Origin of the sequence: Terribium retamae, assembly GCF_022347545.1 — a bacterium.
GTDB classification, from domain to species: domain Bacteria; phylum Pseudomonadota; class Alphaproteobacteria; order Rhizobiales; family Rhizobiaceae; genus Mesorhizobium; species Mesorhizobium retamae.
The window spans coordinates 26,882-49,715 of sequence record NZ_JAKREW010000008.1; the positions used below are offsets into that span (position 1 = coordinate 26,882).

Annotated in this window: 23 protein-coding genes; 16 read left to right on the top strand and 7 right to left on the bottom strand. The window is 61.1% G+C overall.

Going from position 1 to position 22,834, the window contains the following annotated elements:
* Nucleotides 1-460 precede the first annotated feature (460 nt).
* The gene (locus L4923_RS10900) at nucleotides 461-1,069 is read left to right on the top strand and encodes a hypothetical protein (protein ID WP_239364730.1); all 609 of its coding nucleotides are present in this window, start codon (nucleotides 461-463) and stop codon (nucleotides 1,067-1,069) included.
* Nucleotides 1,070-1,909: 840 nt separating this feature from the next.
* Here L4923_RS10900 and lepA read toward each other — a convergent pair.
* Nucleotides 1,910-3,718, bottom strand: coding sequence for a translation elongation factor 4 (gene lepA / locus L4923_RS10905; RefSeq protein ID WP_239364733.1), 1,809 nt, complete (start codon nucleotides 3,716-3,718; stop codon nucleotides 1,910-1,912).
* Nucleotides 3,719-3,866: 148 nt separating this feature from the next.
* On the opposite strand from lepA, the gene L4923_RS10910 reads away from it, so the two are divergent.
* From L4923_RS10910 to msrA, 4 genes are all read left to right on the top strand, one after another.
* Nucleotides 3,867-4,898 (top strand): TadE/TadG family type IV pilus assembly protein, encoded by a 1,032-nt coding sequence (locus tag L4923_RS10910; protein ID WP_239364736.1) that lies wholly within the window; start codon nucleotides 3,867-3,869, stop codon nucleotides 4,896-4,898.
* Between the two features lie 162 nt (nucleotides 4,899-5,060).
* Nucleotides 5,061-5,756 carry a DUF1223 domain-containing protein gene (locus L4923_RS10915; protein ID WP_239364739.1) on the top strand — a complete coding sequence of 232 codons (696 nt, stop codon included), beginning with the start codon at nucleotides 5,061-5,063 and terminating at the stop codon, nucleotides 5,754-5,756.
* Nucleotides 5,757-5,854: 98 nt separating this feature from the next.
* Nucleotides 5,855-6,103 (top strand): hypothetical protein, encoded by a 249-nt coding sequence (locus tag L4923_RS10920; protein WP_239364742.1) that lies wholly within the window; start codon nucleotides 5,855-5,857, stop codon nucleotides 6,101-6,103.
* A 103-nt stretch (nucleotides 6,104-6,206) separates the two neighbouring features.
* The gene (gene msrA, locus L4923_RS10925; RefSeq protein ID WP_239364745.1) at nucleotides 6,207-6,950 is read left to right on the top strand and encodes a peptide-methionine (S)-S-oxide reductase MsrA; all 744 of its coding nucleotides are present in this window, start codon (nucleotides 6,207-6,209) and stop codon (nucleotides 6,948-6,950) included.
* Between the two features lie 72 nt (nucleotides 6,951-7,022).
* Here msrA and L4923_RS10930 read toward each other — a convergent pair whose 3' ends face one another.
* Nucleotides 7,023-7,286 carry a PepSY domain-containing protein gene (locus tag L4923_RS10930; RefSeq protein WP_239364748.1) on the bottom strand — a complete coding sequence of 88 codons (264 nt, stop codon included), beginning with the start codon at nucleotides 7,284-7,286 and terminating at the stop codon, nucleotides 7,023-7,025.
* 288 nt (nucleotides 7,287-7,574) lie between these two features.
* Between L4923_RS10930 and L4923_RS10935 the strand changes: the two genes are divergently transcribed.
* Both L4923_RS10935 and L4923_RS10940 read left to right on the top strand, forming a co-directional pair.
* Entirely contained in the window at nucleotides 7,575-8,501 is a 927-nt protein-coding gene (locus L4923_RS10935; protein ID WP_239364751.1) for an ABC transporter ATP-binding protein, read from the top strand.
* Nucleotides 8,498-9,262 (top strand): ABC transporter permease, encoded by a 765-nt coding sequence (locus L4923_RS10940; protein ID WP_239364754.1) that lies wholly within the window; start codon nucleotides 8,498-8,500, stop codon nucleotides 9,260-9,262. Before L4923_RS10935 ends, L4923_RS10940 begins: the two co-directional genes overlap by 4 nt.
* Nucleotides 9,263-9,281: 19 nt before the next feature.
* Here L4923_RS10940 and L4923_RS10945 read toward each other — a convergent pair whose 3' ends face one another.
* Nucleotides 9,282-10,322 (bottom strand): phosphatidylglycerol lysyltransferase domain-containing protein, encoded by a 1,041-nt coding sequence (locus L4923_RS10945; protein WP_239364756.1) that lies wholly within the window; start codon nucleotides 10,320-10,322, stop codon nucleotides 9,282-9,284.
* Nucleotides 10,323-10,481: 159 nt separating this feature from the next.
* Here L4923_RS10945 and L4923_RS10950 point away from each other — a divergent pair, with 159 nt between their 5' ends.
* Nucleotides 10,482-11,612, top strand: a complete 1,131-nt coding sequence (locus L4923_RS10950; RefSeq protein ID WP_239364758.1) for a flavin-containing monooxygenase — start codon at nucleotides 10,482-10,484, stop codon at nucleotides 11,610-11,612.
* Nucleotides 11,613-11,644: 32 nt separating this feature from the next.
* Here the strand turns inward: L4923_RS10950 and L4923_RS10955 are convergent, their stop codons facing one another.
* On the bottom strand, nucleotides 11,645-13,651 hold the full coding sequence (locus L4923_RS10955; RefSeq protein ID WP_239364760.1) for a PhoX family protein: 2,007 nt from the start codon (nucleotides 13,649-13,651) through the stop codon (nucleotides 11,645-11,647).
* A gap of 232 nt (nucleotides 13,652-13,883) precedes the next feature.
* Here L4923_RS10955 and L4923_RS10960 point away from each other — a divergent pair, with 232 nt between their 5' ends.
* From L4923_RS10960 to sigJ, 7 genes are all read left to right on the top strand, one after another.
* On the top strand, nucleotides 13,884-14,222 hold the full coding sequence (locus L4923_RS10960; RefSeq protein ID WP_239364763.1) for a hypothetical protein: 339 nt from the start codon (nucleotides 13,884-13,886) through the stop codon (nucleotides 14,220-14,222).
* A 61-nt stretch (nucleotides 14,223-14,283) separates the two neighbouring features.
* A complete protein-coding gene (locus tag L4923_RS10965) occupies nucleotides 14,284-14,988 on the top strand; it encodes a phosphatase PAP2 family protein (RefSeq protein WP_239364766.1) in 705 nt (234 codons plus the stop codon).
* 87 nt (nucleotides 14,989-15,075) lie between these two features.
* A complete protein-coding gene (locus L4923_RS10970) occupies nucleotides 15,076-15,327 on the top strand; it encodes a helix-turn-helix domain-containing protein (protein WP_239364769.1) in 252 nt (83 codons plus the stop codon).
* Nucleotides 15,328-15,432: 105 nt separating this feature from the next.
* A complete protein-coding gene (locus L4923_RS10975; RefSeq protein WP_239364772.1) occupies nucleotides 15,433-17,142 on the top strand; it encodes a SulP family inorganic anion transporter in 1,710 nt (569 codons plus the stop codon).
* Between the two features lie 115 nt (nucleotides 17,143-17,257).
* Nucleotides 17,258-17,629 carry a hypothetical protein gene (locus L4923_RS10980; RefSeq protein ID WP_239364775.1) on the top strand — a complete coding sequence of 124 codons (372 nt, stop codon included), beginning with the start codon at nucleotides 17,258-17,260 and terminating at the stop codon, nucleotides 17,627-17,629.
* The gene (locus L4923_RS10985) at nucleotides 17,626-18,189 is read left to right on the top strand and encodes a hypothetical protein (RefSeq protein ID WP_239364778.1); all 564 of its coding nucleotides are present in this window, start codon (nucleotides 17,626-17,628) and stop codon (nucleotides 18,187-18,189) included. Before L4923_RS10980 ends, L4923_RS10985 begins: the two co-directional genes overlap by 4 nt.
* A complete protein-coding gene (gene sigJ / locus L4923_RS10990; RefSeq protein ID WP_239364781.1) occupies nucleotides 18,182-19,057 on the top strand; it encodes an RNA polymerase sigma factor SigJ in 876 nt (291 codons plus the stop codon). The genes L4923_RS10985 and sigJ overlap by 8 nt, the downstream gene beginning before the upstream one ends.
* Before the next feature lie 46 nt (nucleotides 19,058-19,103).
* Here sigJ and L4923_RS10995 read toward each other — a convergent pair whose 3' ends face one another.
* From L4923_RS10995 to L4923_RS11005, 3 genes are all read right to left on the bottom strand, one after another.
* Nucleotides 19,104-20,030: a CHAD domain-containing protein gene (locus L4923_RS10995; protein WP_239364784.1), complete on the bottom strand. Its 927-nt coding sequence runs from the start codon at nucleotides 20,028-20,030 to the stop codon at nucleotides 19,104-19,106.
* Nucleotides 20,027-20,500, bottom strand: a complete 474-nt coding sequence (locus L4923_RS11000; protein WP_239365037.1) for a CYTH domain-containing protein — start codon at nucleotides 20,498-20,500, stop codon at nucleotides 20,027-20,029. Before L4923_RS11000 ends, L4923_RS10995 begins: the two co-directional genes overlap by 4 nt.
* 73 nt (nucleotides 20,501-20,573) lie before the next feature.
* Nucleotides 20,574-21,803: an MFS transporter gene (locus tag L4923_RS11005; protein ID WP_239364788.1), complete on the bottom strand. Its 1,230-nt coding sequence runs from the start codon at nucleotides 21,801-21,803 to the stop codon at nucleotides 20,574-20,576.
* 103 nt (nucleotides 21,804-21,906) lie between these two features.
* Here L4923_RS11005 and L4923_RS11010 point away from each other — a divergent pair, with 103 nt between their 5' ends.
* The gene (locus tag L4923_RS11010) at nucleotides 21,907-22,815 is read left to right on the top strand and encodes a LysR family transcriptional regulator (protein WP_239364791.1); all 909 of its coding nucleotides are present in this window, start codon (nucleotides 21,907-21,909) and stop codon (nucleotides 22,813-22,815) included.
* The last annotated feature ends 19 nt before the right edge of the window (nucleotides 22,816-22,834 follow it).

The window sequence follows — 22,834 nt, forward strand, 5'->3', positions numbered from 1 at the left end:
CCAACCGGGAAAGGCGGATGGGCTGGGCCAGGCATCCCGAAGCGCCTAGGCGGGCCCGCGCTTCTGTTGCCCGGCTTCCTCCAGTTCCTGGCTGAGCGGCTTGATCGATGGATCGAGCGGCTCGGCGGTCTCGGGCACTGCGGTCTTGATCGGAGCCGGGGGCACCCGCTGCCCTGACGCGCAGGCACATAGCAGGACAAACAGAATTACGACGAGGGGACGAACCATGGCGCAGGAGAGTAGGGCGAGGGTAGCGAGACAAGGAAGCACGAGAAAAGCACATTAGGGCAGATCGAGTTGTGCGCTTGAGCGATAATCTCTTTGAACTGCCCAGCACAAGTGAGAAAATCGGTCTTTTTCCGACACTTATTACAGTTGCGAGCACCGGCCATCACAGTGAATATTGACGACGAAAGTTCTCTAGGTAAATCTTATCGAAGAAGCTGGCGGGGTAAAATTCATGTCAAAGTTCAAATTCAAATTGAAACTGACGGGGCTTGAGTTGGAGATGGAGGGATCTCGAGAAGACATTCCTCTGATAACTCAGAATATAGGGAATCAGCTAGCGGGGTTAATGAAACCCGCGGCAGACATTGCCTCCGAAAAAGACGGTACTGAGCCTTCATTTTCGCCCCTGACAATTAATCATTCGATCGAGGATAAATCCACGAACAAGAGAACAAAGCGCCGGCCTCGCACCAACCCTCAACCACAGGCCAACGGCGCCAATATCCCTCCAATCGAATGGACCCACGACCCCTCCAAATTCGGCAATCCTCAGCAAACATGGAGCACCGCCAAAAAATCTATATGGCTGATATATGTTGTTTCTCAAATATCCAAAGTATCACAGCTACAGACCTCTCAAATAGTTGAAATTTTCAACAGAAAGTTTCGTCAATTCAAGACAATCAATACGAGTAATGTTTCAAGAGACCTCGGAAGGGCCAAAACGAGCAAGCCGTCGCTTGTTGGAGAAGATACGGCTAAATCTCCGACAGAGTGGTTTCTTACAGACGAAGGGATCAAATCTGCTCAAGAGTCTATCAGCGAAGGCACCAAGATTTAATGGGACTCATTGAGCGGTCGACCATAATATCCGCCCTTAGCCCTCCAGGAGACCATCTACTCGTCACCCAGTTGATAGATGAGTTTATCTCGGCCGAAAAACGCTTCATCCAAAGAGATTGGGAGCCTGCAGAACTCGACGGAGGGCAATTCTCCGAAATTGCCGCTAGAATTTACTATCACATAGACAGCGGAACTTGTAATCGTTCGAAATCTTTCGATGATTGCCTGAAATATATTGAAAACGACACCTTATCTCACGCGATCCAACCGCGTCACGATGCTCTGCACATTTCTAAAGTTCTTAGGACCGTATATAAATTTCGGAGCCAGCGTGGGGCAGTCCATGTATCCCCCAATTACAGCCCGAACCACATGGATGCTCGACTAATCATCGAGAACATTCGCTGGGTCATGAACGAGACACTTCGAATATTTTGGAATGGAGATCGAGAAACCGTCGCGGTTGCCATTAGGGAATTGCTGCAATTTGATGTTCCCTGTGTCGGCAGATTTGAAGACGACATTCTAGTTCAACGCACAGACCTTATTCCAGAAGAGGAGATCCTTGTACTTCTTCATTATGCCGGCGAAGCTGGCTTCAGCCGAAAACTGATTGGTCGCTTTGCGCGACTTTCTGCTCCGACCGTCACTCGCACGCTACAGAAACTCTGCTCCCCTTCCATGCGGCAGGTTATCCTACTCAGTAGCGGGTGCTATCGACTAACGGACCTGGGCTCAAAGAGGATTCGCGACGAACTTTCCGCTAAGCTCATAATATAGAAGTATAATATAAGATCTTTCTGTCTCCAGTCCGATTAGCTTCGCAGATGCAGCGTCCTTAATTATCCCCCATCTTCAGCGCTTCGATGAAGGCCGCCTGCGGGATGTCGACCTTGCCGAATTGGCGCATGCGCTTCTTGCCTTCCTTCTGCTTGTCCAGCAGCTTGCGCTTGCGGGTGACGTCGCCGCCGTAGCACTTGGCGGTCACGTCCTTGCGCAGGGCAGAGATCGTCTCGCGCGCGATCACCTTGCCGCCGATGGCGGCCTGGATCGGGATCTTGAACATGTGCTGCGGGATCAGCTCCTTCAGCTTCTCGCACATGGCGCGGCCGCGCTTTTCGGCCGCCGTGCGGTGCACCAGCATGGAGAGCGCGTCGACCGGCTCCTCATTGACCAGGATCGACATCTTGACGAGGTCGCCTTCCTTGTAGTCGGTCAGATGATAGTCGAAGGAAGCGTAACCCTTGGAGATCGACTTCAGCCGGTCGTAGAAATCGAACACGACTTCGTTGAGCGGCAGTTCGTAGACCAGCATGGCGCGCTTGCCGACATAGGACAGGTCGACCTGGATACCGCGCCGGTCCTGGCACAGTTTCAGGATGCCGCCAAGATAGTCGTCCGGTGTCAGGATGGTGGCGCGGATCCACGGCTCCTCGATATGGGCGATCTTGACCACGTCGGGCATGTCGGCCGGATTGTGCAGTTCCTTCACCGTGCCGTCGGTCAGTGCCATGCGGTAGACGACTGAGGGGGCCGTGGCGATGAGGTCGAGGTCGAACTCGCGTTCCAGGCGCTCCTGGATGATCTCCAGGTGCAAAAGGCCGAGGAAGCCGCAGCGGAAGCCGAAGCCGAGCGCCGCTGACGTTTCCATTTCATAAGAGAAAGACGCGTCGTTGAGGCGCAGCTTGCCGACGGCGGCGCGCAGGTCCTCGAAATCGGCGGCATCGACCGGGAACAGGCCGCAGAACACCACCGGCTGTGCCGGCTTGAAGCCCGGCAGGGGGTCCGTGGTCGGGCGACGGTCTTCGGTGATGGTGTCGCCGACGCGGGTGTCGGCCACTTCCTTGATCGAGGCGGTGATGAAGCCGAACTCGCCCGGGCCGATCTCGTCGGCCTGGATCATCTTCGGCGTGAAGAAGCCGGTGCGCTCGACCGGATATTTGGCGCCAGTGCCCATCATGCGGATGGTCTGGCCCTTCTTGAGCACGCCGTCGATGACGCGCACCAGCACGATGACGCCGAGATAGGCATCGTACCAGCTGTCGACCAGCATGGCCTTCAGCGGCTTGGCGGCATCGCCCTCGCGTGGCGGCGGCAGCTTGGTGACGATCGCTTCCAGCACTTCCTCGATGCCGATGCCGGTCTTGGCCGAAATCAGCACGGCGTCGGAGGCGTCGAGGCCGATCACTTCCTCGACCTGCTCCTTGATGCGGTCCGGCTCGGCTGCCGGCAGGTCGATCTTGTTCAGCACCACGACGATCTCGTGATTGGCATCGATGGCCTGGTAGACATTGGCCAACGTCTGCGCCTCGACGCCCTGCGAGGCGTCGACCACCAGCAGCGACCCTTCGCAGGCGCGCAGCGACCGCGACACCTCATAGGCGAAGTCGACATGGCCGGGCGTGTCGATGAGGTTGAGGACGTAGTCCTTGCCGTCCTTGGCCTTGTAGTTCAGGCGCACGGTCTGCGCCTTGATGGTGATGCCGCGCTCGCGCTCGATGTCCATGTTGTCGAGCACCTGCTCGGTCATCTCGCGCGCCTCCAGCGCGCCGGTCATCTGGATGAGGCGGTCGGCCAGCGTCGATTTGCCGTGGTCGATATGGGCCACGATCGAAAAATTGCGGATGTTGGAAATGGGCGTGCTCATGGCGCGGCCTTTATCAGGGGCGGAATGCTCCGGCAAGCGGTGGCACGGCTGGGTTTGAGCGGAACCGTTAAATCTTTAGAGGTTGCGTTAGCCGGGCGTTGGAAAGCTGGATGTTATCGGTACTGCGTCGTTGCCCCAGGAAACAACCATGTCCAAGCTCAGCCCGAAGTTCCTGAAATCGGAAAGCGGCTCGTTCATGCCAGCCTTCGCTCTGTCGATGCTGCCGCTGTTCGCGGTGCTTGGCATGTCGGTCGACTACACCTCCGGCGTCAACAGCAAGAACGAGATGCAGAACGCGCTGGATGCGGCGACACTTGCCATCACCACGCTGCCGATCACCACGACGCTTGGCGAGCGGCAGGAAAAGCTGCAGGCTTTCTACCTTGCCAACAGGGGCGACGGCGTTGCGACACTGACCGGCTATACGGTCGACAGCGACGGCACGGCGCACGCCAAGAGCAAGGCAAGCTACGACATGCCCACCAACTTCATGCGGCTTGCGACCATCGACAATGTCTCGATCACGGTGACCTCCGCCGCGACCAAGACCCCGGCGCTGGTGGAAGCGACCTTCAAGATCGACAAGGTGTCGGGCTACTGGAGCAAGAAGATGACGCTGTTCGGCACAGCCATCGGCCAGACCACGGAAAAGGCACTGATGCTGATCGACTACCAGTATAACAATGGCGGCGGCACCAAAGGTTATGGCACGACGATAGTCTATACGCCCGATAAATACGGTAAGTTGACGGTTGTGCGGCAGACCCAGACATGCGCCACCACCGCGCTGACTAGCCCACTCAAGATCGGCGCTTTCCAGGACGGCAACAAGCAGGTCGTTTGCACCATGACCCCAGCCAACAGCCCCGGCGCAATCATCGACGTCAAGACGATGGAAAAGCTTTATCTGGAGATGAAGGTGCCCTCCGGCACCCCCCAGACACTGAGATCGAATGACAAGACCACCTCCAACCGGCTCTATCTTGACGGCGTCGAGGTAGAAACCGGCCAGACGGTGGACATCTTCCGGGTCGTGCCCTGCGGCAAATCGAGTTCACAGGCCTGGGAAGATGGCGGCAATGCCGTTCCGGCGCCGGTCTCCAACGCCGACTTCTTCTACACGGTGAGCGGCAAATGCGAATATTCGCAGAAGCCGTCGACCACCGCGCTCACCGAATAATCCCTGCCCAGTTTACTCTCGTCTGCTCGACCCGCCCGGCTCTCGCCGCGGCGGGTTCTTTTTATCGCGGGATCACGAAGCGGTGATCGGGCGTAACGCGCACCCGTCCAGCCACGAATGCCCGGGATGAAGCCGCCTGGCGGCTGCCAACGGGAGCGTGCAATGCGATCGAAGTTCATGGTTGTAAAAGGTGTGGCCGCCGGCGCCGTGCTGATGGCCGGCGTGGCGGCAGCGGCGGCGGAACCGCTGACGGTGGTCGAACTCTTCACCAGCCAGGGCTGCTCTTCCTGCCCGCCCGCCAACGCCAATCTGATCAAGGTGAAGGATCGGCCGGGCGTGCTGGCACTCTCCTTCGCCGTCACCTACTGGGACTATCTCGGTTGGAAGGATACCTTCGGCAGGCCGGAATTCACCCAGCGCCAGGTGACCTATGAACCGGCGCTCGGCCGCAGCGGTCCCTTCACGCCGCAAATCGTCGTCAACGGCCGCGCCGACACCGTCGGCAATCGCCTTTCGGACATCGAAACGCTGATCGGCGAGGACAAGCCCTCGAACGGCCCGACCCTATCGCTGACCGACAGCAAGGCGGCCATCGGCTCCGGCACGGCACCTGCCGGCGGCGCCGATGTCTGGCTGGTGCATTACAGACCGGGTGTCGTGGACGTGCCTGTCGGGCGCGGCGAAAACAGCGGCCACACGCTGCCGCACGCCAACGTCGTTCACGCGCTGACCCGGCTCGGCAGCTGGACCGGCGAAGCAGCGACGCTACCGCTGCCGAAGGCCGATGACGGCCTCGCCACAGCGGTTCTGGTGCAGGCCCCACGTGGCGGGCCAATCCTGGCGGCCGCCATCAACTAGCTGTAGCGGACCCAGGCCGCTCGAATTGCACGGTCAACAGAGGCCGCGCACAACCGGCGCAGTCGGATGCGCCACCAAACCTCCAAGGAGAGAACAGCATGAACCGTCCAATCAGCCTCAAAGCGCTGGCTTTCGCCCTTACCGCGACCGCTTTTGCTGCCACTGGTGCTTATGCCGAAGACGCCATGAAGCCGGCTGACGCGATGAAACCCGTCGAAGCCATGAAGCCTGCGGACGCCATGAAACCCGCCGATGCCATGAAGCCCGCCGATGCCATGAAGCCCGCCGACGCCATGAAGCCCGCCGACGCCATGAAACCCGCCGATGCGATGAAACCTGCGCAGTAAAACCTGAATCCGGAAGGCGGTGCACGGGATCGTGAAATCCATTCGATCGCGATCGTCGTATAGTGCGTGCATCGCCGCCGGCCCTTTGAAAAGGAGTTCCTGCATGATCCGAAACCGTAACTCAAAGGCGGCAAGGCCGTGGAAAGCTTTGGGCTTGTCCGCCCTGGCCGGTCTCGCACTGGCTGCGACCGCGCTCACTTTCCTGCAGGCGCCGACACAGGCAGCCGAAGAGGCGGTGAACATCCCGCCACCGGCGATTGACGAAAAGCCGGCTGCCGGGTTGCAGAAGGCGGTGTTCGCCGGCGGCTGCTTCTGGGGCGTGCAGGGCGTGTTCCAGCACGTCAAGGGCGTGACGAAAGCCGCTTCCGGCTATGCCGGAGGTGCCGCCGATACGGCCGACTATGAGCGCGTCGGCTCAGGCAACACCGGTCATGCCGAGTCGGTCGAGGTCACATACGACCCCGCCAAGGTCAGCTATGGCAAACTCTTGCAGGTTTATTTTTCGGTGGCGCACAACCCGACCCAGTTGAACTATCAGGGCCCCGACTACGGCACGCAGTACCGGTCAACGGTATTCGCAGCCAATGCCGAGCAGCAGAAGATCGCCAACGACTATATTGCCCAGCTCGATGCCGTGAAGGCGTTTCCCAAAAAGATCGTGACGACGCTGGAAACCGGCAAGGCATTTTATCCGGCCGAGGACTATCATCAGGATTTCCTCGAGCGGAACCCGACCTATCCCTATATCGTCTACAACGACCTGCCGAAGATCGAGAATTTGAAGGCGATGTTCCCGGATCTCTATTCGGACAAGCCCGTTCTGGTCATGGCCAGCCCGAAGAGCTGACGAGCTGAACGCTGCCAAAATCAAACCGCGCCGCTTTTCGCCGGCGCGGTTTTTTTTGATAGGAACGAGCCTTTACTGCAGGTTCATCGGTGTCGCAGTGACCGGGTCGTATTTGATCTCGACCTTCGCATCATCCTTGGTGAAATAAGTGACCTCGTAGCCCTTCTCGTCCCACTCCACATCCTTGATGTAGGAGAAGTCCGGCCGCTTCTCGACCGTGGCGATGATCTCCGACAGCTTCTTGGCATTCGGCGGCGGCACGTCGCGGGCCTGAGCATTCGCCGACACCGCGACAGCAATCAAGGCAACGGCCGAAAGAGCTGTGATGACACGCATTTGATCCCTCCGAGACTGACGCGCGACGCGCGTTTCAATATGCCCAAACGCCCTTTGCATAACTCACGGCATTGGCGATCGTTCCGCAAGCGCTGAAGAGACCGCCCAGTGAATTTTTGACATCGCAGAGCGGTCGACCGGCGGCTTCCCCGCGATTGGGAAGCTGCCCCCGTTCCTAACCACATGGCCAGTGGTGGCGAGATATGTCAGCAGGCGCCTTGATTTCGGGTTGCAGGAACCAACATTCAGGCGCACAACGCAAATCCTTTCCAATCAGACCTTTTCATCATGCAATCCGTCATTTCCGTTTCCGGTGTCTCGAAGACTTACGCCACCGGCTTCAGTGCCCTGAAGAACATCAATCTCGACATCAAACGCGGTGAAATCTTCGCGCTGCTCGGCCCGAACGGCGCCGGGAAGACGACGCTGATCTCCATTATCTGCGGCATCGTCAACCGCTCCAGCGGCACCGTCACCGTCGATGGCCACGACATTTCGAGCGACTATCGCGCCGCGCGCAGCCTGATCGGCCTGGTGCCGCAGGAACTCACCGTCGAATCCTTCGAGACGGTGAGCTCGGTGCTGGCTTTCAGCCGCGGTCTGTTCGGCAAGCCGGCCAACCCGGCCTTCATCGAAAAGATCCTGAGGGATCTGTCGCTGTGGGAAAAGCGTGATGCCAAGATCATCACGCTGTCGGGCGGCATGAAGCGCCGGGTGATGATCGGCAAGGCGCTGTCGCACGAACCGAAGATCCTGTTCCTCGACGAGCCCACCGCCGGCGTCGACGTGGAACTGCGCAAGGATATGTGGGCCCTGGTCCGCACCTTGCGTGAATCCGGTGTCACCATCATCCTGACCACGCACTACATCGAGGAGGCCGAGGAGATGGCCGACCGGGTCGGCGTCATCAACAAAGGCGAGATCATCCTGGTGGAGGAAAAGGCGGAGCTGATGCGTAAGCTCGGCCGCAAGCTGCTGAAGCTGGAGTTGCGCAACCCGCTCACCGCCCTGCCCGCCGGCTTCGAGACCTACAATCTCGATCTTTCGCCGGATGGCAGCAGCCTCACCTATACCTATGACAATCAAGCGGAACGGCCGGGCGTTGCCTCTCTGATCCGCGACCTCGAACAGGCCGGCATCCAGTTCCGCGATCTCGACACAGAAAACAGTTCGCTGGAGGAGATCTTCGTCTCCCTGGTGAGGAGGCAGGCATGAACTACCGCGCCGTCTGGGCAATCTACAAGGTAGAGATGGCGCGCACGCTGCGCACCATCATGCAAAGCGTGATTTCGCCGGTCATTTCCACCTCGCTCTATTTCGTGGTGTTCGGCGCGGCGATCGGTTCGCGCATCACCGAGGTCAACGGCGTGAGCTACGGCGCTTTCATCGTGCCGGGGCTGATCATGCTGACGCTGCTCACGCAGTCGATCTCCAACGCCTCCTTCGGCATCTATTTTCCGAAGTTCGTCGGGACCATCTTCGAGATCCTGTCGGCGCCGATCTCCTATCTGGAGGTCGTCATCGCCTATGTCGGGGCGGCCGCCACAAAGTCCATCGGCATCGGCCTCATCATATTGGCCACGGCCTCGATGTTCGTCGAGCTCGACATCCAGCATCCATTCTGGATGCTTGCCTTCCTGGTGCTCACCGCCGTCACATTCAGTTTGTTCGGTTTCATCATCGGCATCTGGGCCGGCAGCTTCGAACAGCTGCAGCTCGTGCCGCTGCTGGTGGTCACGCCCCTCACCTTCCTGGGCGGCTCATTCTATTCCATCGACATGCTTCCCCCGGAATGGCGCACGATCTCATTGTTCAATCCGGTAGTCTATCTGGTCAGCGGCTTTCGCTGGGCCTTCTTCAATGGCGAGCCCGATGTGCCGGTGGAGATCAGCCTCGCCATCACGCTGGGTTTCCTGGCGTTGTGCATCGGTATCGTCGGCTGGATCTTCAAGACCGGCTACCGGCTACGGACGTAGCTCTCCCTGACCTTCGAGGTCAGATCGCTTTCAGCAATCTCAGCAAGGCCAGCATCCCGCTGGCGGTGCCGCGCCTGAACGCGATGTAGGCCGGCTCTTCCACGCCGTGGAAACGGCGCTTGAAGGCAGCCTGGCCCTGCAGGTTGAAGCGGTGGCGGTTGACCAGCTTGGAATCGAACGCCCGGCTGAACGCGCCGCGCCAGAACGCGCTTTCGGGAAAGCCGCTCGGCGCCATGTCGGCCAGCGGCGACAGGCCCAGCGTCACCGAAGAAAGGCCTTCCTTGCGGAACTGATCGACCGCGAACTTCGTCAGGCCGATCTCGGCGTGCGGCGTGGCGCCTGCCAGCTTGCGCTTGAAGGCGGTGGTGTAGCCGGTGACCTTGCCGCCCTTGGAGATCGGATCGAAGTCGAGCACCGCAGTCAGCTTGCCGTCCGGGTCGAGCAGCACGAAACGGCGCATGCCGGGGCCGGGCAGGATCGGAAACGGGCGGTTGAGGAACGCCATTTCGCGCCGCGCGACGATACGCCCAGCCCGCCATTCGTCGGACAGACGCCGCACATCATCCGCGTCGACCAGATTGTCCGTGTCCTCGGCCAGCGTGAAACCTTTCTTGATCAGCCAGCGCTCCGAATAACGCACGGTCTCGTTGGGCTTGCCGGAGAAGTCATGCGCCGGCAGCGGCAGACGCGTGTCGTAGCCGATGCGGCTCACCTGATAACCGAGGCCCGACAGGATTTTCGCCGTTGCCTCACCGATCTGAACGAACCAGGGCGAATCGGCGACCTCGACGAAGCGGCAAATCAGCGCGCTGCGATCGGCATCGCCGACGACCGGATCGGCCAGAGCATAGTGCCGGCCCATCATGGTCTGGAAAGCGACATAGCCGTTTTCGTCACCGAAATAAGAAAGAAGCGGCTGCGTGGCGGTGGAATAGGCAAGCGAGAAATCGCCGTGCTGGGCGAGCATTTCCAACCGCTTGGCAAGCGACAGGTTCGCGCGCGGAACAGCGGGAGCGCGATTGTCGAGGAAGCGGTCTATGCTCTTGCGGAGCGAGCCCATGAATTACGCCCAGATGATAACCCGAAAGACAGCCCATCAATCCGGTTCCCGAATCAACAAGCCGCTGCCACCCCTCAGCCCTCTCTTGCCATATCGCGGTTCGTGCCACATAGCGCAATCAGAATGGACGGGGGTGTCGCGAAAGGATTTGGTGGAAATATGACCGAACCGATCGAAGAGGTGATCGTGATTGGCGCGGGCGCGGCCGGATTGGCTGCGGCGGATGCGCTGGCTCGGCATGGCATCAAGGCCAGCGTGTTCGAAAAGGAAGCCCACGTCGCCGAACCGTGGCGGCAACGTCACGAAAGGCTGGCGCTCAACACACATCGCGACATGTCCTACCTGCCCGGCCTGCCCTACCCGAAAGGCGTTCCCGCCTTTCCTCCCAAGGCGGCTGTCGTTTCCTATCTGGAGACCTTCGCCGAACAACGCGGCATTGCGATCGAATTCGACACCGAAGTCGAGCGCGTCACCCGCGAGGGCAATCAATGGGTCGCTCACACCAACAAAGGCAGCCGCCGCGCCAGGAACATCATCATAGCCACCGGTCACGACAAGATACCCTGGATGCCGGATTGGCCGGGCGCATCGGAGTACAAAGGACACCTGATCCATGCTGCTCGGTTCGGCAGCCCGAAGGATTATGAAGGCAAGAGCGTGCTGGTGATCGGCGCCGGCAATTCCGGCTTCGATGCGTTGAACTATCTGGTCGGCGCCAAGACGGCCATGATCTATCTGGCCGCCCGTGCCGGCCCGTCCATCCTGCCCAAGCGCATCGGAAAGATCGCGGTGCAGCGTTTTTCCAGGGTTACCAACGCATTGCCGGTCCCGGTCGGTAATTTCACAGTGGCGCTGGTGCAGCGCCTGCTATTCGGCGATTTGCGCAAACTCGGCTTCGCCCCGGTCAAAAAAGGCGGCATCAGCCGGCTGAAGGAGGACCACGTCGCGATTGCCGCCGACGATGGCGCGATCGCAGCCATCAAGGCTGGCCGCATCAAGGTCGTGCCATCGGTGACGGGCTTCACCACCGACCATGTAGTGCTGGCCGACGGCTCAACCGTCACAGCCGACGTCGTCATCGCCGCCACAGGTTACCGAACCGGACTGGACACGATGTTCGCCGGCCTCGACGTGGTGGACGGCAAGGGCATGCCCAAAACCCATGGTGACCAGCCGAGCAGCCCGGCCGGCCTCTGGTTCATCTCGATGCAGCCCAGCATCGTCGGCCACTTCTACGCCGCCGGGCAGGAGGCAAGGGCCATAGCAGCGAAGATTGCCGGGCAGCGCTAGACCTGCCGGGCAATCCACATTGCTGAACGACCCTACACGCCGATCTTGCCGCCATCCTGCTTGGTGATGGCGACGACGGAAGGCCGCACCGGCATGTCGGGCTTGAAGTCCGGCCAGCGGGTGGAGAGGTCTTCGTAGTAGGAAGGCCGGCCGAACGGCTCCCAATCGGTGCCGCCATCGCCAGGATGCTGCACGGCGACGAAGGCAGTCTTGTCGTCCGGCGCGAATTGCGGACCGCACAGCTCAGCCCCCACCGGCACGCGGAAGAACAGCTTGGAGGTCGCGCGCGCCGAACCTTCCGTATCGACCGCCCACAGGCCGTCGGTGCGGCCGGTTTCCTTGGCGTTGTTGCCGTCGGTGGCCACCCAGAGCCGGCCGGCGGAATCCACGGCACAGTTGTCCGGCATGCCGAACCAGCCATTGGCGGTGGTGGCGGTCGAGAAGGAGGCGCCGACATCGGCCACTGACGGGTCGCCGCATTTCAGCAGGACTTCCCACTTGCCCTTGGTGGCTGCGAAGTCACCGCCTTCTTCGGCGATCTCGATCATGTGACCAAAAGCATTCTTGGCGCGCGGATTGGCGGCGTCGATCTGGTCATCCTTGCGCTTGGTGTTGTTGGTCAGCATCACATAGACCTTCCCGTTGACGCCATTGGGCTGGATGTCTTCGGGGCGATCCATTTTTGTAGCGCCGAGCAGATCGGCGGCGCGGCGGGTTTCGATCAGCACGTCGGCCTGGCTGTTGAAGCCGTTTTCGGCGGTCAGCGGGCCCTGGCCGAATACGATCGGCAGCCATTCGACGCCGCCGTCTTCGGCGAACTTGGCGACATGAAGCGTGCCTTCATCGAGCAGATCCTTGTTTGCAGCCGGATTGGCCGGGTCGAATTTGCCCGCGGTGACGAATTTATAGACGTAGTCGAAGCGTTCGTCGTCACCGAGATAGAAGACGACGCGGCCATCCTTGGCGACGATCGATTCCGCGCCCTCATGCTTGAAGCGGCCCAGCGCGGTCCGCTTCTTCGGCGTCGAGTTCGGATCGGTGACGTCGACCTCGACGATCCAGCCGAACCGGTTCGGCTCGTTGGGCTCCTTGGCAAGATCGAAGCGATCGTAGTGCGCACCCCACTCATAGGAGCCTTCCGGAATGCCGAGGCGCTTGTAGTTTTCGGCCTCCTTGTTCCCTTCCGGCAAGGCACCGGAGAAATAGCCGTGGATGTTCTCCTCGGCCATCACATAGGTGCCCCAGGGGGTTACTCCGCCGGCGCAGTTATTGATCGTGCCGAGTACTTTGGTGCCCGATGGATCGGCATTGGTCTTGACGCGGTCATGGCCGGCGACCGGACCGGAGAGTGCCATTTCGGTGTTCGCGGTAACGCGGCGGTTCAGCTTGCCGTCGCGCACCACCTGCCATTTGCCGCCGTCCTTGCGGATTTCGACGATGGTGCCGCCATGCGCGGCCATCTCGATGTCGACCTGTTCCTTGGTGAGGGGCGCCTGTTCGAGCGCCTTCTTGCCGTCCTTCTCAACCACCTTGACGATGCCAGGGAACATCAGATGCGGGTTGGTGTATTCGTGGTTGACCACCAGAAGGCCATGCTCGGCCGATCCCTCGAGCGGGATATAGCCCACGAAGTCGTTGTTGTAGCCGAACTGCCTGGCCTGCGCCTCAGCAGTCTGCTTGGCGGGATCGAAATCAGGCGCGTCGGCAAACAGCGGATCACCCCAGCGCAGCAGCACGTCAGCGTCATAGCCGGCGGCCACGTGATGCTTGTCATCGATACCGGCCTCGACTTCATCGAAAACGAAGGCCGAACCACCTTCGCCCGCGCGCGCTTCGTCGGCGCTCATCAGGGCGAGCGGGCTGACGGTGGCGGCGATGGCTGAAACGGCGAGCGAGCCCTTCAGGAAGCCGCGACGCGAGAAGCGTGCGGCGATGATCTCGCCCATGGTCCGGTTGTCGGTCGGGTTGATCGCCGGCCCTTCATTTTCTTCGAGCAGGCTGGTGCGAAAACGAATTTCGTCTTGCGTCTGGTCCGACATGGCTGACCTCTGGCTGTTCGGGTTGGCTAGGTTACGTGTCCGAAACCTGCCTAGCGGCCGGGCTTAACAGTTTCATGACGCCGTGCGCGTCAACTGTTCCTCGTCTCCATGTGCGAGCAGTCAATGGAAGTCTGGCTGGAAAGAAGCCGCCTGCCCATCCTGTTATCCACACCCTTGACCCGCGTCCGCGCTTCGGAAACAAGCTGGGCCAAGGCTGGCGAAGGGAAATCCGATGAATGTGTTCGGCATGGCGCAACTCGGCGCTTCCACCGTGATTTTCCTGCTCGCCGCGACGGCGGCCAAACAATGGGCACTGGCGCCGAGCCTCGGCAAGATCGTGATTACGCTGGCACTCTATACGCTTGGCAATCTGATTATGTTGAAGCTCATCCGCGACTTCGGCATGTCGATTTCGCTCAGCCTCTCGGCAGTCATCCAGCTTGTGGCGGTGAATGTCGTGGCGCTGGCCTTCTTCGGCGAACGGCTTACCCCGATTCAGACCGTCGGCGTTGGATTGGCAATCATTGCAGTGGCACTCGTCACGCTGGGGCCTTATTTGCAGGGCCGATGACAGCGTTGCCGGGATTGGGAAATGCCGGCCTCCTTTGACAGACGGCATTTCGGCAGGACTGATGCGAAAGACCATTTCGACACTTTATGACCGGATCGAATTCCCGGTGCTTCTCGCCGGCATCATCGTTGCCGGCGGTCTCTGGGGGTTCGTCGAACTGATGGAAGTCGCGCGCGATACGGCCCCGCACGCTTTCGACACGCAAATCCTGCTTGCCTTCCGGGAGGCGGGCGACCCCGGCAACCCGATCGGCTCGCCACGCTTCGAGGGTGCGGTGCGCGACATCACAGCACTCGGCAGCGCCATCGTGCTGACGTTGATCACCGCGGCGACCGTCGTCTATTTCATGCTCATCAAGCGTTGGACGACTGCGCTGTTCGTGCTGGTGGCGGTCGGCGGCGGCCAGATCCTGTCCAGCGTGCTGAAACTCGGTATCGACCGACCGAGGCCCGATCTCGTGTCCCAACTCGCCGTCGAGACCTCGCTTTCCTTCCCATCGGGTCACGCCATGCTTTCGGCGGTGACTTACCTGACCCTCGGCACTCTGGCGGCGCGCTTCCTGCCGGGTCACGTCACCAAGATCTATGTCTTCGTGCTGGCGGTTCTCTTGACGCTGATGGTGGGCATATCGCGTCTCTATCTCGGTGTGCATTGGCCTTCCGACGTGCTGGCGGGCTGGTGCGCCGGTTTCGCCTGGGCCATGCTGTGCTGGCTGGCCGCACGCTTCATGCCGCGCGGCAATAACGGCGAGAGCGAGCCGAACTAAAGTATTATCAATTCATATTCATGTTTGACACATCATTATGAAAGCATCATATATTCATACTGCAGACTCAGACGGGAGTTCTGACCGGTGATTACTGCTGCACAGATGCGTGCGGCGCGCGCACTGGCCGGCATCGACCAGAAGACGCTCGCGGAACGGGCTGGTGTTTCGCTGCCGACCATCCAGCGTATGGAAGCCAGCGATGGCGTGGTGCGGGGCGTGGTCGACACGCTGATGAAGGTCATCCAGGCGCTTAACGAGGCCGGGGTGGAATTGATCGGCGACAACCAGGCCAGCGAGCGCGGCGGCAGGGGCGTGCGGCTGAGGAACTCCGTATAGGATTCCCAGTCTGGGTCGGCTTAAAGGGTTCGCGACGGCGACCGCCGACTTTCCGCAAGACCATTGCGATGCCGACGATGCCGCCGCTTTTGCGGAAGGCACACCATGGATCAGGTCCGTCGTCGCCAGGCTCACAAGGCCGGACCGACATTTTCCGATTTGTTCACGCCGAAACTGGTGACGGTGCTGCGCGAGGGCTACCGTCTGCCGCAGCTGCGTGCCGATGCCCTGTCGGGTCTGACCGTGGCCATCGTGGCGCTGCCGCTTTCCATGGCGATTGCGATCGCCTCCGGCGTGACGCCGGAGCGCGGGCTGTTCACCGCAATCGTCGGCGGCTTCATCGTATCGGCGCTCGGCGGCAGCCGTTTCCAGATTGGCGGGCCCGCCGGCGCCTTCATCGTGCTCGTGGCCTCCACCGCCGATCGGCAAGGCCTGGACGGGCTTCTGCTCGCCACGATGATGGCCGGCGTTTTCCTGCTTGCCATCGGCTATCTGAGGCTCGGCACCTATATCAAATACATTCCTTATCCTGTGACCGTCGGTTTCACGGCGGGTATCGCGGTCATCATCTTTTCCGGCCAGATCGTCGAACTGCTTGGCCTGAAACTGCCGGGAAAGGAGCCCGGCCCTTTCATCCCCAAGCTGACGGCGCTGTGGCAGGCCGGCGACACACTGAACCCATCCGCGGCCGGCATCGCCCTTCTTTCCATCGTCACCGTGGTGGCGCTGAAGAGATGGCGGCCGCATTGGCCCGGCATGCTGGTGGCGGTAGCGCTGGCTTCGCTGGTGGTGGCGCTTTTTGCCCTACCTGCAGACACGATCGGCTCGCGCTATGGCGGCATTCCGCGCAGCCTGCCCTTGCCTGCACTGCCGCCGCTCGGCTTCGACAAGGCAATCGCCGTACTGCCCGATGCGATCGCTTTTGCCCTGCTCGGCGCTATTGAATCCCTGCTGTCGGCGGTGGTCGCCGATGGCATGACCGGCCGCCGCCACCGGTCCAATTGCGAACTGGTGGCGCAAGGCTTCGCCAATATCGGCTCAGCCCTTTTTGGCGGCATCTGCGTCACCGGTACCATCGCGCGTACCGCCACCAATGTGCGTGCGGGCGCATACGGACCGATCTCCGGCATGATGCATTCGGTCTTCCTGCTCGTTTTCATGCTGGTGGCGGCCCCGCTCGCCAGCTACATCCCCCTGGCGGCACTCGCCGGCGTGCTGGCTGTCGTTTGCTGGAACATGGTCGAGAAGCAGGCGATCGCGGTCTTGCTGCGCTCTTCCACGGCGGATGCGCTGGTACTCGCCGCAACGTTCCTGATCGTTGTCTTCCGCGACCTCACCGAAGGCATCGTTGTCGGCTTCGCGCTGGGTGCGGTGCTGTTCATCGACCGCATGGCCAAGGCCGTGGCGATTGCCGAAAACGAGCCGCCGTTGATTGCGGACGACGTCGCCGACACAACCAATGGCGACCGACGCGTCTATGATGCGGCCGAAGCCAGCGACCCTGACACCGTCGTATATCGTATTTCCGGCGCCTTCTTTTTTGGCGCTGCCTCGACGGTGGCGGCCGTGCTCGATCGCATCGCCGATCAGCGCAAGAACTTCATCCTCGACTGTTCCCAAGTGCCACTGCTCGATTCCACCGCCGCCAATGTCATCGAAAGCACGGCCCACAAAGCCAAGAAGGCCGGAGTGCGCTTTATCATTGCCGGCGCTTCGCCGCAGACCCGGCGCATGCTGATTACCCACGGCGTCAAGCGACCGCTGGTCACTTTTGCTGCCTCCGTCAAGGAGGCGAAGGCGCAGTTGACGGTCTGATCCTTCGCCTCAAGGGAGATGGCGGGCCAGTCGAGAGACGTTGCCCGGAAAAAATCTTCTCATCCGATGTCACACCTCCCCGGCCTGTCCCGTCAAAGGCCGAGGAGAAAACGACATGCGAACCTTGTTCATCTTCATCGGCCTCTATCAGGGCGCCAACGGCCTCTTCATGCTGCTAGCCCCGGCCCTCTGGTACGCGTCCATTCCGGGCGTGCCCGAGACCGGTCCCGCCAACCTGCATTTCATCCGCGATATCGGCCTCGCCTTCATCGCCGCGGGCGTCGGACTGTCCATCGGCGCCGTCAGGCAGGAGCGGCGAACGGTCCTCATCGCCTCCATTTTCCTTGGTGGTCATGCATTGCTGCATCTAGCCGAAATGCTGCACGGCACGACGCCGTCGGATGCGCTGCGCGACGTCGTACTGATCGCGCTGCCCGGACTGCTGCCTCTCGCCGCGCTCACTGTTTCTGGCGGGAGGACCGCATGATGCTTGCCATGCTGCTCAAACGCGCCTTCCGCAAATTCGGTGGACGCTATGGGTATGACACCGGCTACCTCTGCGACCTCGCCGATACCGACACCACGGGCACGCTGAAGGTTGGGCTGGTCTCTCTGTTCACGGATCATCGCTTCGGGCTGGACGCCGCGCCTTATTTTGCCGCGAAGATCACTGCAGCGCGTCAGACCGACTGTGGCTCGTGCCTGCGGCTCACCATTGCCATGGCCCGCGAAGCAGGTGTGCCTATGCGGGACATCCGTGCCATGCTTCTCGACGGCGCAAAAACTGCGCCACGCGATATTGCGCTTGGTCGCCACTATGCGGAAGCCGTGCTTGCGAACGATCCGGCGCTCCCGAACATCCTTGCAGCCTGCGAGGCGCGCTGGGGCAAGAAAGGTGTCGCCGGGCTTGCAGCCGCGACGGTTTCCGGTTCCTTCTACCCGCTGCTCAAGCGAGGACTTGGCCACGGCAATACCTGCGAGCCCGTGCTGGCCTGGCTGGCCGGAGACGCGAAAGAGGAGTCGATGCTGGAGACGAGCGATGGCTGAGGACCCACGACTCGCCGCCTATCTCGGCGAACGCCACCGACTGGCCCGGCTTGCCTATCGCTACCTCGGATCGGCAAGCGAAGCGGAAGACATCGTGCAGGATGCCTGGCTGCGCTTCGCTGGTGTCGACGCCCCGGAAGATGCTCCCCGGCTGCTTTCGCGCATCGTCACCAATCTCTGCCTGGATCGGTTGCGTTCGGCACAGGCGCGGCGCGAGACCTATGTCGGGCCATGGCTGCCGGAACCGATCGTGGAAAGGGTTGGTGCTGTCGAACCCGACACCAACGATGCGGCCCTCGACATCTCATTTTCGGTGATGCGGGCGCTGGAACGGCTTTCACCGCTGGAACGGGCAGCGCTCTTCTTGCACGATCTCTATGACGTACCGTTCGACGAGATCGCGGAGACGCTGAAACGCACGCCAGCTGCCTGCCGGCAAATGGCGTCGCGGGCACGCAGGATGCTGAGGCAGGAGCAAAGCCGCTTCCCGGCTTCGAACGAGGACGTGGCCCGCTTCGTTGCCGTATTCGAGAAAGCGATGCGCGGTGGCGACATCGAGCCCTTGAAGGCATTGCTGGCCGCCGACGTCGAATATGTTTCAGACGGCGGCGGCAAGGTCCTGGCGGCAATCAACGTGCTTTTGGGCAGCGAAGCCGTGGCGAAATTCATGGTCGGCGTGGCGCGCAAGAACCCGGATCCGGTGCATACCGTCGTGGCGCCCGCCGTCATTAACGGCTCTCCAGGACTTGTCGTCACGATTGCCGGCAAGCTCGAACAGACGATGAGTTTCGAGGTCAACGCCCATGGGGCGATCTCGGGCGTCTATGTGGTGCGCAACCCTGAAAAGCTGGCGGATGTGAAGATGTGAGCGTCGGGCAGGCAGGCGGCTTGGCAGGCACCGGATTCGATCGATCTCAAGCTGCCCAAAGCGTTGTCGTCGAAATGGCGGAGAATTGAAGACGCAGCTTCTCGGTCAATTTTGCGATCTTGCGTTTCCAGTCATGCTCGAAGAGGTCTTTCGCGCCAGCCAGGCTTTCCTTGCGCAGGCGCTTCGTCTCATCCTTGAGGTCCTTTTCGATCACCGTCCGCGCTTCCGGTGAAACCAAGGTTTCTTTCTTCAGCAACACGTCCAGAACGGCGAGGTCATTCAGCTCGCCGAGTTTGCCGCCCAGCTTGTTCAATGCCTTTCGGCGCGCCTTGTCCCCACCGGGCCAAAGCTTGCCCAGAACATCCAGTTGGGCAGCGTGAACCTTGACGGCCTTGCGCAGGTCGTGGAAGTCCTCTTCCTCGCCGCGCGAACGCGCTTTGGTCAGTGCCTTCTTCGCGCGGTCGAGACCTCTTTGCACGCCCTCCGCAACGATAGCGGCTGCGGCATTCGGATCGGCCGGCAGAGATAGAGCGCCTATCCTCAGCAATCCTTGGCGGCAGGTCGCTGTGGCCGCGTCGATGATGGAAGCGAAGGCGGAAATATCGCTCATGACGACGTCGCGACGCTCGAGCAGCACAGCACGAAGGCCAGCATAGATGTCTGCATGGTGCGGGTGCGCCCCAGCAAGCCGATCGACCGTTTCGATCAGCGCGGTTGCTTCCCGCGGTCCCGCCAGGCTCGCTGCCACGTCGCGGTAACGCGCATTCTCTTCCTTGAAGAAAGTCTCGTCGCCGGGCCGCACAAGCCGCAGCACTGCTCGCACGGCCTTTAGCCGACGCCGGCATTTATGCAGATGTTCCTCCGGCTCGATATGCGCCTGCGCCAGATGGTCCAACGCCAGATGCACATCCTGCCGCAGCAGACGCATGGCGTCGTTTGCCAGAGGCAGGTTCGCGTCGAGCGTGACGCTCATGGCACCAGTTCCGGAAAACCGTTCAGCGCCAGCGAAGCGTTGGAGAAGCGCAGTTCTCCTGTCACCTCGCGCCCGAGCCAAGCGGGCAGCAGGGCGTCCGGCACGCTGTCGGTTGTCTCCAGTTCAGCCACAACCAGCCCGTCCAGCACGTCATTGAAGACATCGACCTCGTAGACATAGCCGCCATGGCGCACATGATGGCGGGTCTTGCGGATGATGTTGCCGATGGCAAAGGTCATCATTTCGCGCGCCTCGGCGAGCGGCACCGGATATTCGAATTCGTCGCGGACGCGCAAGTCGGACCCGAACTTCAGCGTCAGCTTGGCAGCCTTGCCGTCGCTGATGCGCATGCGTACCGACCGCTCCGCGGAAATGGCCAGATAAAACTGGATGATAGCGACGCTGCGCTCAACCGCCTTGCGCCAACTCTCGTCCCTTATCAGAAACTTGCGTTCGACTTCCTTGGCCATCAGCAGGAATAAAGCGCGGCGGCGGTTGCAAATCAACCGCAATTGCTGGTGGTGGGCATGCGCCGGCGGTACGTCACTGTGTGCGGAAAACACAATCCGCCAGTAGCGCCACGACGGCTATGGCGGTGCCGATAACACAAACCGTCAGCCAGCCACCCCACGCCCAGGCAACGCCGGCGACTGCAGAACCGGCAGCGCCGCCAAGGAAAAACAGACCGACGAACAGACCGTTGAGCCGGCCCCGCGCTTCCGGCTGCAAAAGGTTGATGACACGCCGCCCGAGCGTCTGGTCGCCGGTGACACCAACATCGAGGATAATCGCGCTGGTCCCGAGCAGCAGGAGCGGCAGAAGCCACGAACCGGAACCGGACCGAGCAAAGCCCGCCCACGCAGAAATGGCGAAAGCAAGAACCATGAGACAATGCGAAAAGATCGTACCCGTTCGCGTCCAGCCGCGATCACCAGCACGCCCGAACAACGGCGTCACCACCGCGCCCCCGGCGCCCGCAAGGGCAAAGAGGGCTATGCCACGCTGACCGAGACCGAAAGGAGGCTCGGCCAGCCGAAGCGCCACGGAAGTCCAGAACAGGCTGAATGCCGCCATGGAGAGGCTGGCGGTGAAAGAGTGGCGCCGCAATTCAGGCTCCGAGCGCAGCAGGTGCCAGAGCGACGCGACCAATGCCGGATACCCGGTATCGCCCAGTGGTCGCCGTAGCGGCAATCGCATCGCCAAAACCACAGCCAGCAATGTCATCACGGCAGCGCTGGTGGCGTAGAAAGCCCGCCATCCGAAGGTGTCCGCGATCATGCTGGCAGCGGGGCGGGCCAGAAGGATGCCAATCATCAATCCGCTCATCACATCGCCGATGACGCGGCCACGCCGCTCGGGCTCCGCCATCGACGCCGCAATGGGCACAAGGATCTGGATCGCCGAACAGGCTGCGCCGAGAGCAAAAAGAACCACCATCAGCAGAGCGGCGCTGGGAGCAAATGCCGCGGCAGTCGCGGCGAGCACGGCGCAGCCCAGCATCTGCAGGACGAGCGTGCGGTTCTCCAGCAGGTCTGCCAACGGAACGAGGAAGAAGAGGCCTGCGGCGTAGCCGAGCAAGGTCGCCATCGCCACCAGCCCGCCTGTCCCTGCCTCGAAGCCGAGGGTTGGCCCAATCATGCCGACAAGGGTCTGCGGAGCAAAGAGGTTCGTCACGATGACGCCGACCGCAACCGCGAACAGGAACACCTGCCAACCGGTGATGGAATCGGGACGCGAGATGCCGCTGGCTGCATCGGTGATATCGCAGGACATGGAAATGCTCCCCAAACAAACTCGCATGTTCGTTGAGAGCTTTATTTGCATCTTGCATTATGATACAAATCAAAATTGCGGATAATGATTATGCGAGTTTCGCATGAATCTTCAAGATCTCGAAGCGTTCGTTGCTGTGGTGGAGACCGGCTCCATCGTAGGAGCTTCGGCGCGATTGAACCTGACCCAGCCGGGTGTGACGCGACGTATCCAGAATCTTGAAGACAGGTTGAAGGCGACGCTTCTTGACCGCCAGTCGAAGCCGTTCAAGCCAACAGCCGCGGGCCGGGAAGCGTATGAGCATGGCCGCCGCGTGTTGCGCTCACTGGATGATCTGAAGGCTGGCGTTTCGCCGGTCGGGGATATCGAGGGCGAATTCAGGCTCGGCATCATGCCTTATCTTTCCGATGCGGCGCTCGCCCTTCCGATCGAGCGGCTGCGGACCGATTTCCCGAAGCTGACGCTGCGCGTCACTTCCGGCTGGTCACCGCGCCTCGTGGAACAGGTTCTGCGCAGCGAACTCGACGCCGCAGCGGTTTGCCTCGCCGACGGTCTGCAGCCCCCGGATGAACTCGTCAGCGAGGACCTTGGAACACAGTCTGTAGTGCTCGTCGCGGCAAACGGCCTTCTTCTGCCAAAGCCGGCGAGCCTGGAAGACCTGTCGAAATTCCCCTGGGTGATGAACGAGACCGGATGTGGTTTCCGCGCCTTCATCCGTCGCCAGTTCGAGGCGGCGCGGCTGCCCTTCAATGTCGGGGTTGAGGCCTTGAGTGCCGACCTGCGTTTGTCGCTGGTAGCGCGCGGCCACGGCATCGGCATCATCACGCCGGCCGCCCTAGCTGGAAGCCCGTGGCAGGATCAAGTCCAGGTCCTCGAGGTGCGGGATTTTCGCCCTCTGGTGCGTGCCTGGATGCTACATCGCCCGCCCGCCGGACGGCTTGCGCGGCCGATTGCAGTCTTTCGCGACGCGCTGCTTGAGGGGCTGAAAGTGCCTTCTCCCTTCATTTCGTAAGAAGAACGGGTGTCCACTT

What these genes read in the sequence shown, in the direction of transcription:
- L4923_RS10915 (WP_239364739.1), top strand. Translation starts at nt 5,061, where the DNA reads ATGCGATCGAAGTTCATGGTTGTAAAAGGTGTGGCCGCCGGCGCCGTG.
- sigJ (WP_239364781.1), top strand. Translation starts at nt 18,182, where the DNA reads ATGGCTGAGGACCCACGACTCGCCGCCTATCTCGGCGAACGCCACCGA.
- L4923_RS10910 (WP_239364736.1), top strand. Translation starts at nt 3,867, where the DNA reads ATGTCCAAGCTCAGCCCGAAGTTCCTGAAATCGGAAAGCGGCTCGTTC.
- L4923_RS10940 (WP_239364754.1), top strand. Translation starts at nt 8,498, where the DNA reads ATGAACTACCGCGCCGTCTGGGCAATCTACAAGGTAGAGATGGCGCGC.
- L4923_RS11000 (WP_239365037.1), bottom strand. Translation starts at nt 20,500, where the DNA reads ATGGCCAAGGAAGTCGAACGCAAGTTTCTGATAAGGGACGAGAGTTGG.
- L4923_RS10980 (WP_239364775.1), top strand. Translation starts at nt 17,258, where the DNA reads ATGCGAACCTTGTTCATCTTCATCGGCCTCTATCAGGGCGCCAACGGC.
- L4923_RS10935 (WP_239364751.1), top strand. Translation starts at nt 7,575, where the DNA reads ATGCAATCCGTCATTTCCGTTTCCGGTGTCTCGAAGACTTACGCCACC.
- L4923_RS10930 (WP_239364748.1), bottom strand. Translation starts at nt 7,286, where the DNA reads ATGCGTGTCATCACAGCTCTTTCGGCCGTTGCCTTGATTGCTGTCGCG.
- lepA (WP_239364733.1), bottom strand. Translation starts at nt 3,718, where the DNA reads ATGAGCACGCCCATTTCCAACATCCGCAATTTTTCGATCGTGGCCCAT.
- L4923_RS10995 (WP_239364784.1), bottom strand. Translation starts at nt 20,030, where the DNA reads ATGAGCGTCACGCTCGACGCGAACCTGCCTCTGGCAAACGACGCCATG.
- L4923_RS10965 (WP_239364766.1), top strand. Translation starts at nt 14,284, where the DNA reads ATGCGAAAGACCATTTCGACACTTTATGACCGGATCGAATTCCCGGTG.
- L4923_RS11010 (WP_239364791.1), top strand. Translation starts at nt 21,907, where the DNA reads ATGAATCTTCAAGATCTCGAAGCGTTCGTTGCTGTGGTGGAGACCGGC.
- L4923_RS10950 (WP_239364758.1), top strand. Translation starts at nt 10,482, where the DNA reads ATGACCGAACCGATCGAAGAGGTGATCGTGATTGGCGCGGGCGCGGCC.
- L4923_RS11005 (WP_239364788.1), bottom strand. Translation starts at nt 21,803, where the DNA reads ATGTCCTGCGATATCACCGATGCAGCCAGCGGCATCTCGCGTCCCGAT.
- L4923_RS10955 (WP_239364760.1), bottom strand. Translation starts at nt 13,651, where the DNA reads ATGTCGGACCAGACGCAAGACGAAATTCGTTTTCGCACCAGCCTGCTC.
- L4923_RS10960 (WP_239364763.1), top strand. Translation starts at nt 13,884, where the DNA reads ATGAATGTGTTCGGCATGGCGCAACTCGGCGCTTCCACCGTGATTTTC.
- L4923_RS10900 (WP_239364730.1), top strand. Translation starts at nt 461, where the DNA reads ATGTCAAAGTTCAAATTCAAATTGAAACTGACGGGGCTTGAGTTGGAG.
- L4923_RS10975 (WP_239364772.1), top strand. Translation starts at nt 15,433, where the DNA reads ATGGATCAGGTCCGTCGTCGCCAGGCTCACAAGGCCGGACCGACATTT.
- L4923_RS10985 (WP_239364778.1), top strand. Translation starts at nt 17,626, where the DNA reads ATGATGCTTGCCATGCTGCTCAAACGCGCCTTCCGCAAATTCGGTGGA.
- L4923_RS10920 (WP_239364742.1), top strand. Translation starts at nt 5,855, where the DNA reads ATGAACCGTCCAATCAGCCTCAAAGCGCTGGCTTTCGCCCTTACCGCG.
- L4923_RS10945 (WP_239364756.1), bottom strand. Translation starts at nt 10,322, where the DNA reads ATGGGCTCGCTCCGCAAGAGCATAGACCGCTTCCTCGACAATCGCGCT.
- msrA (WP_239364745.1), top strand. Translation starts at nt 6,207, where the DNA reads ATGATCCGAAACCGTAACTCAAAGGCGGCAAGGCCGTGGAAAGCTTTG.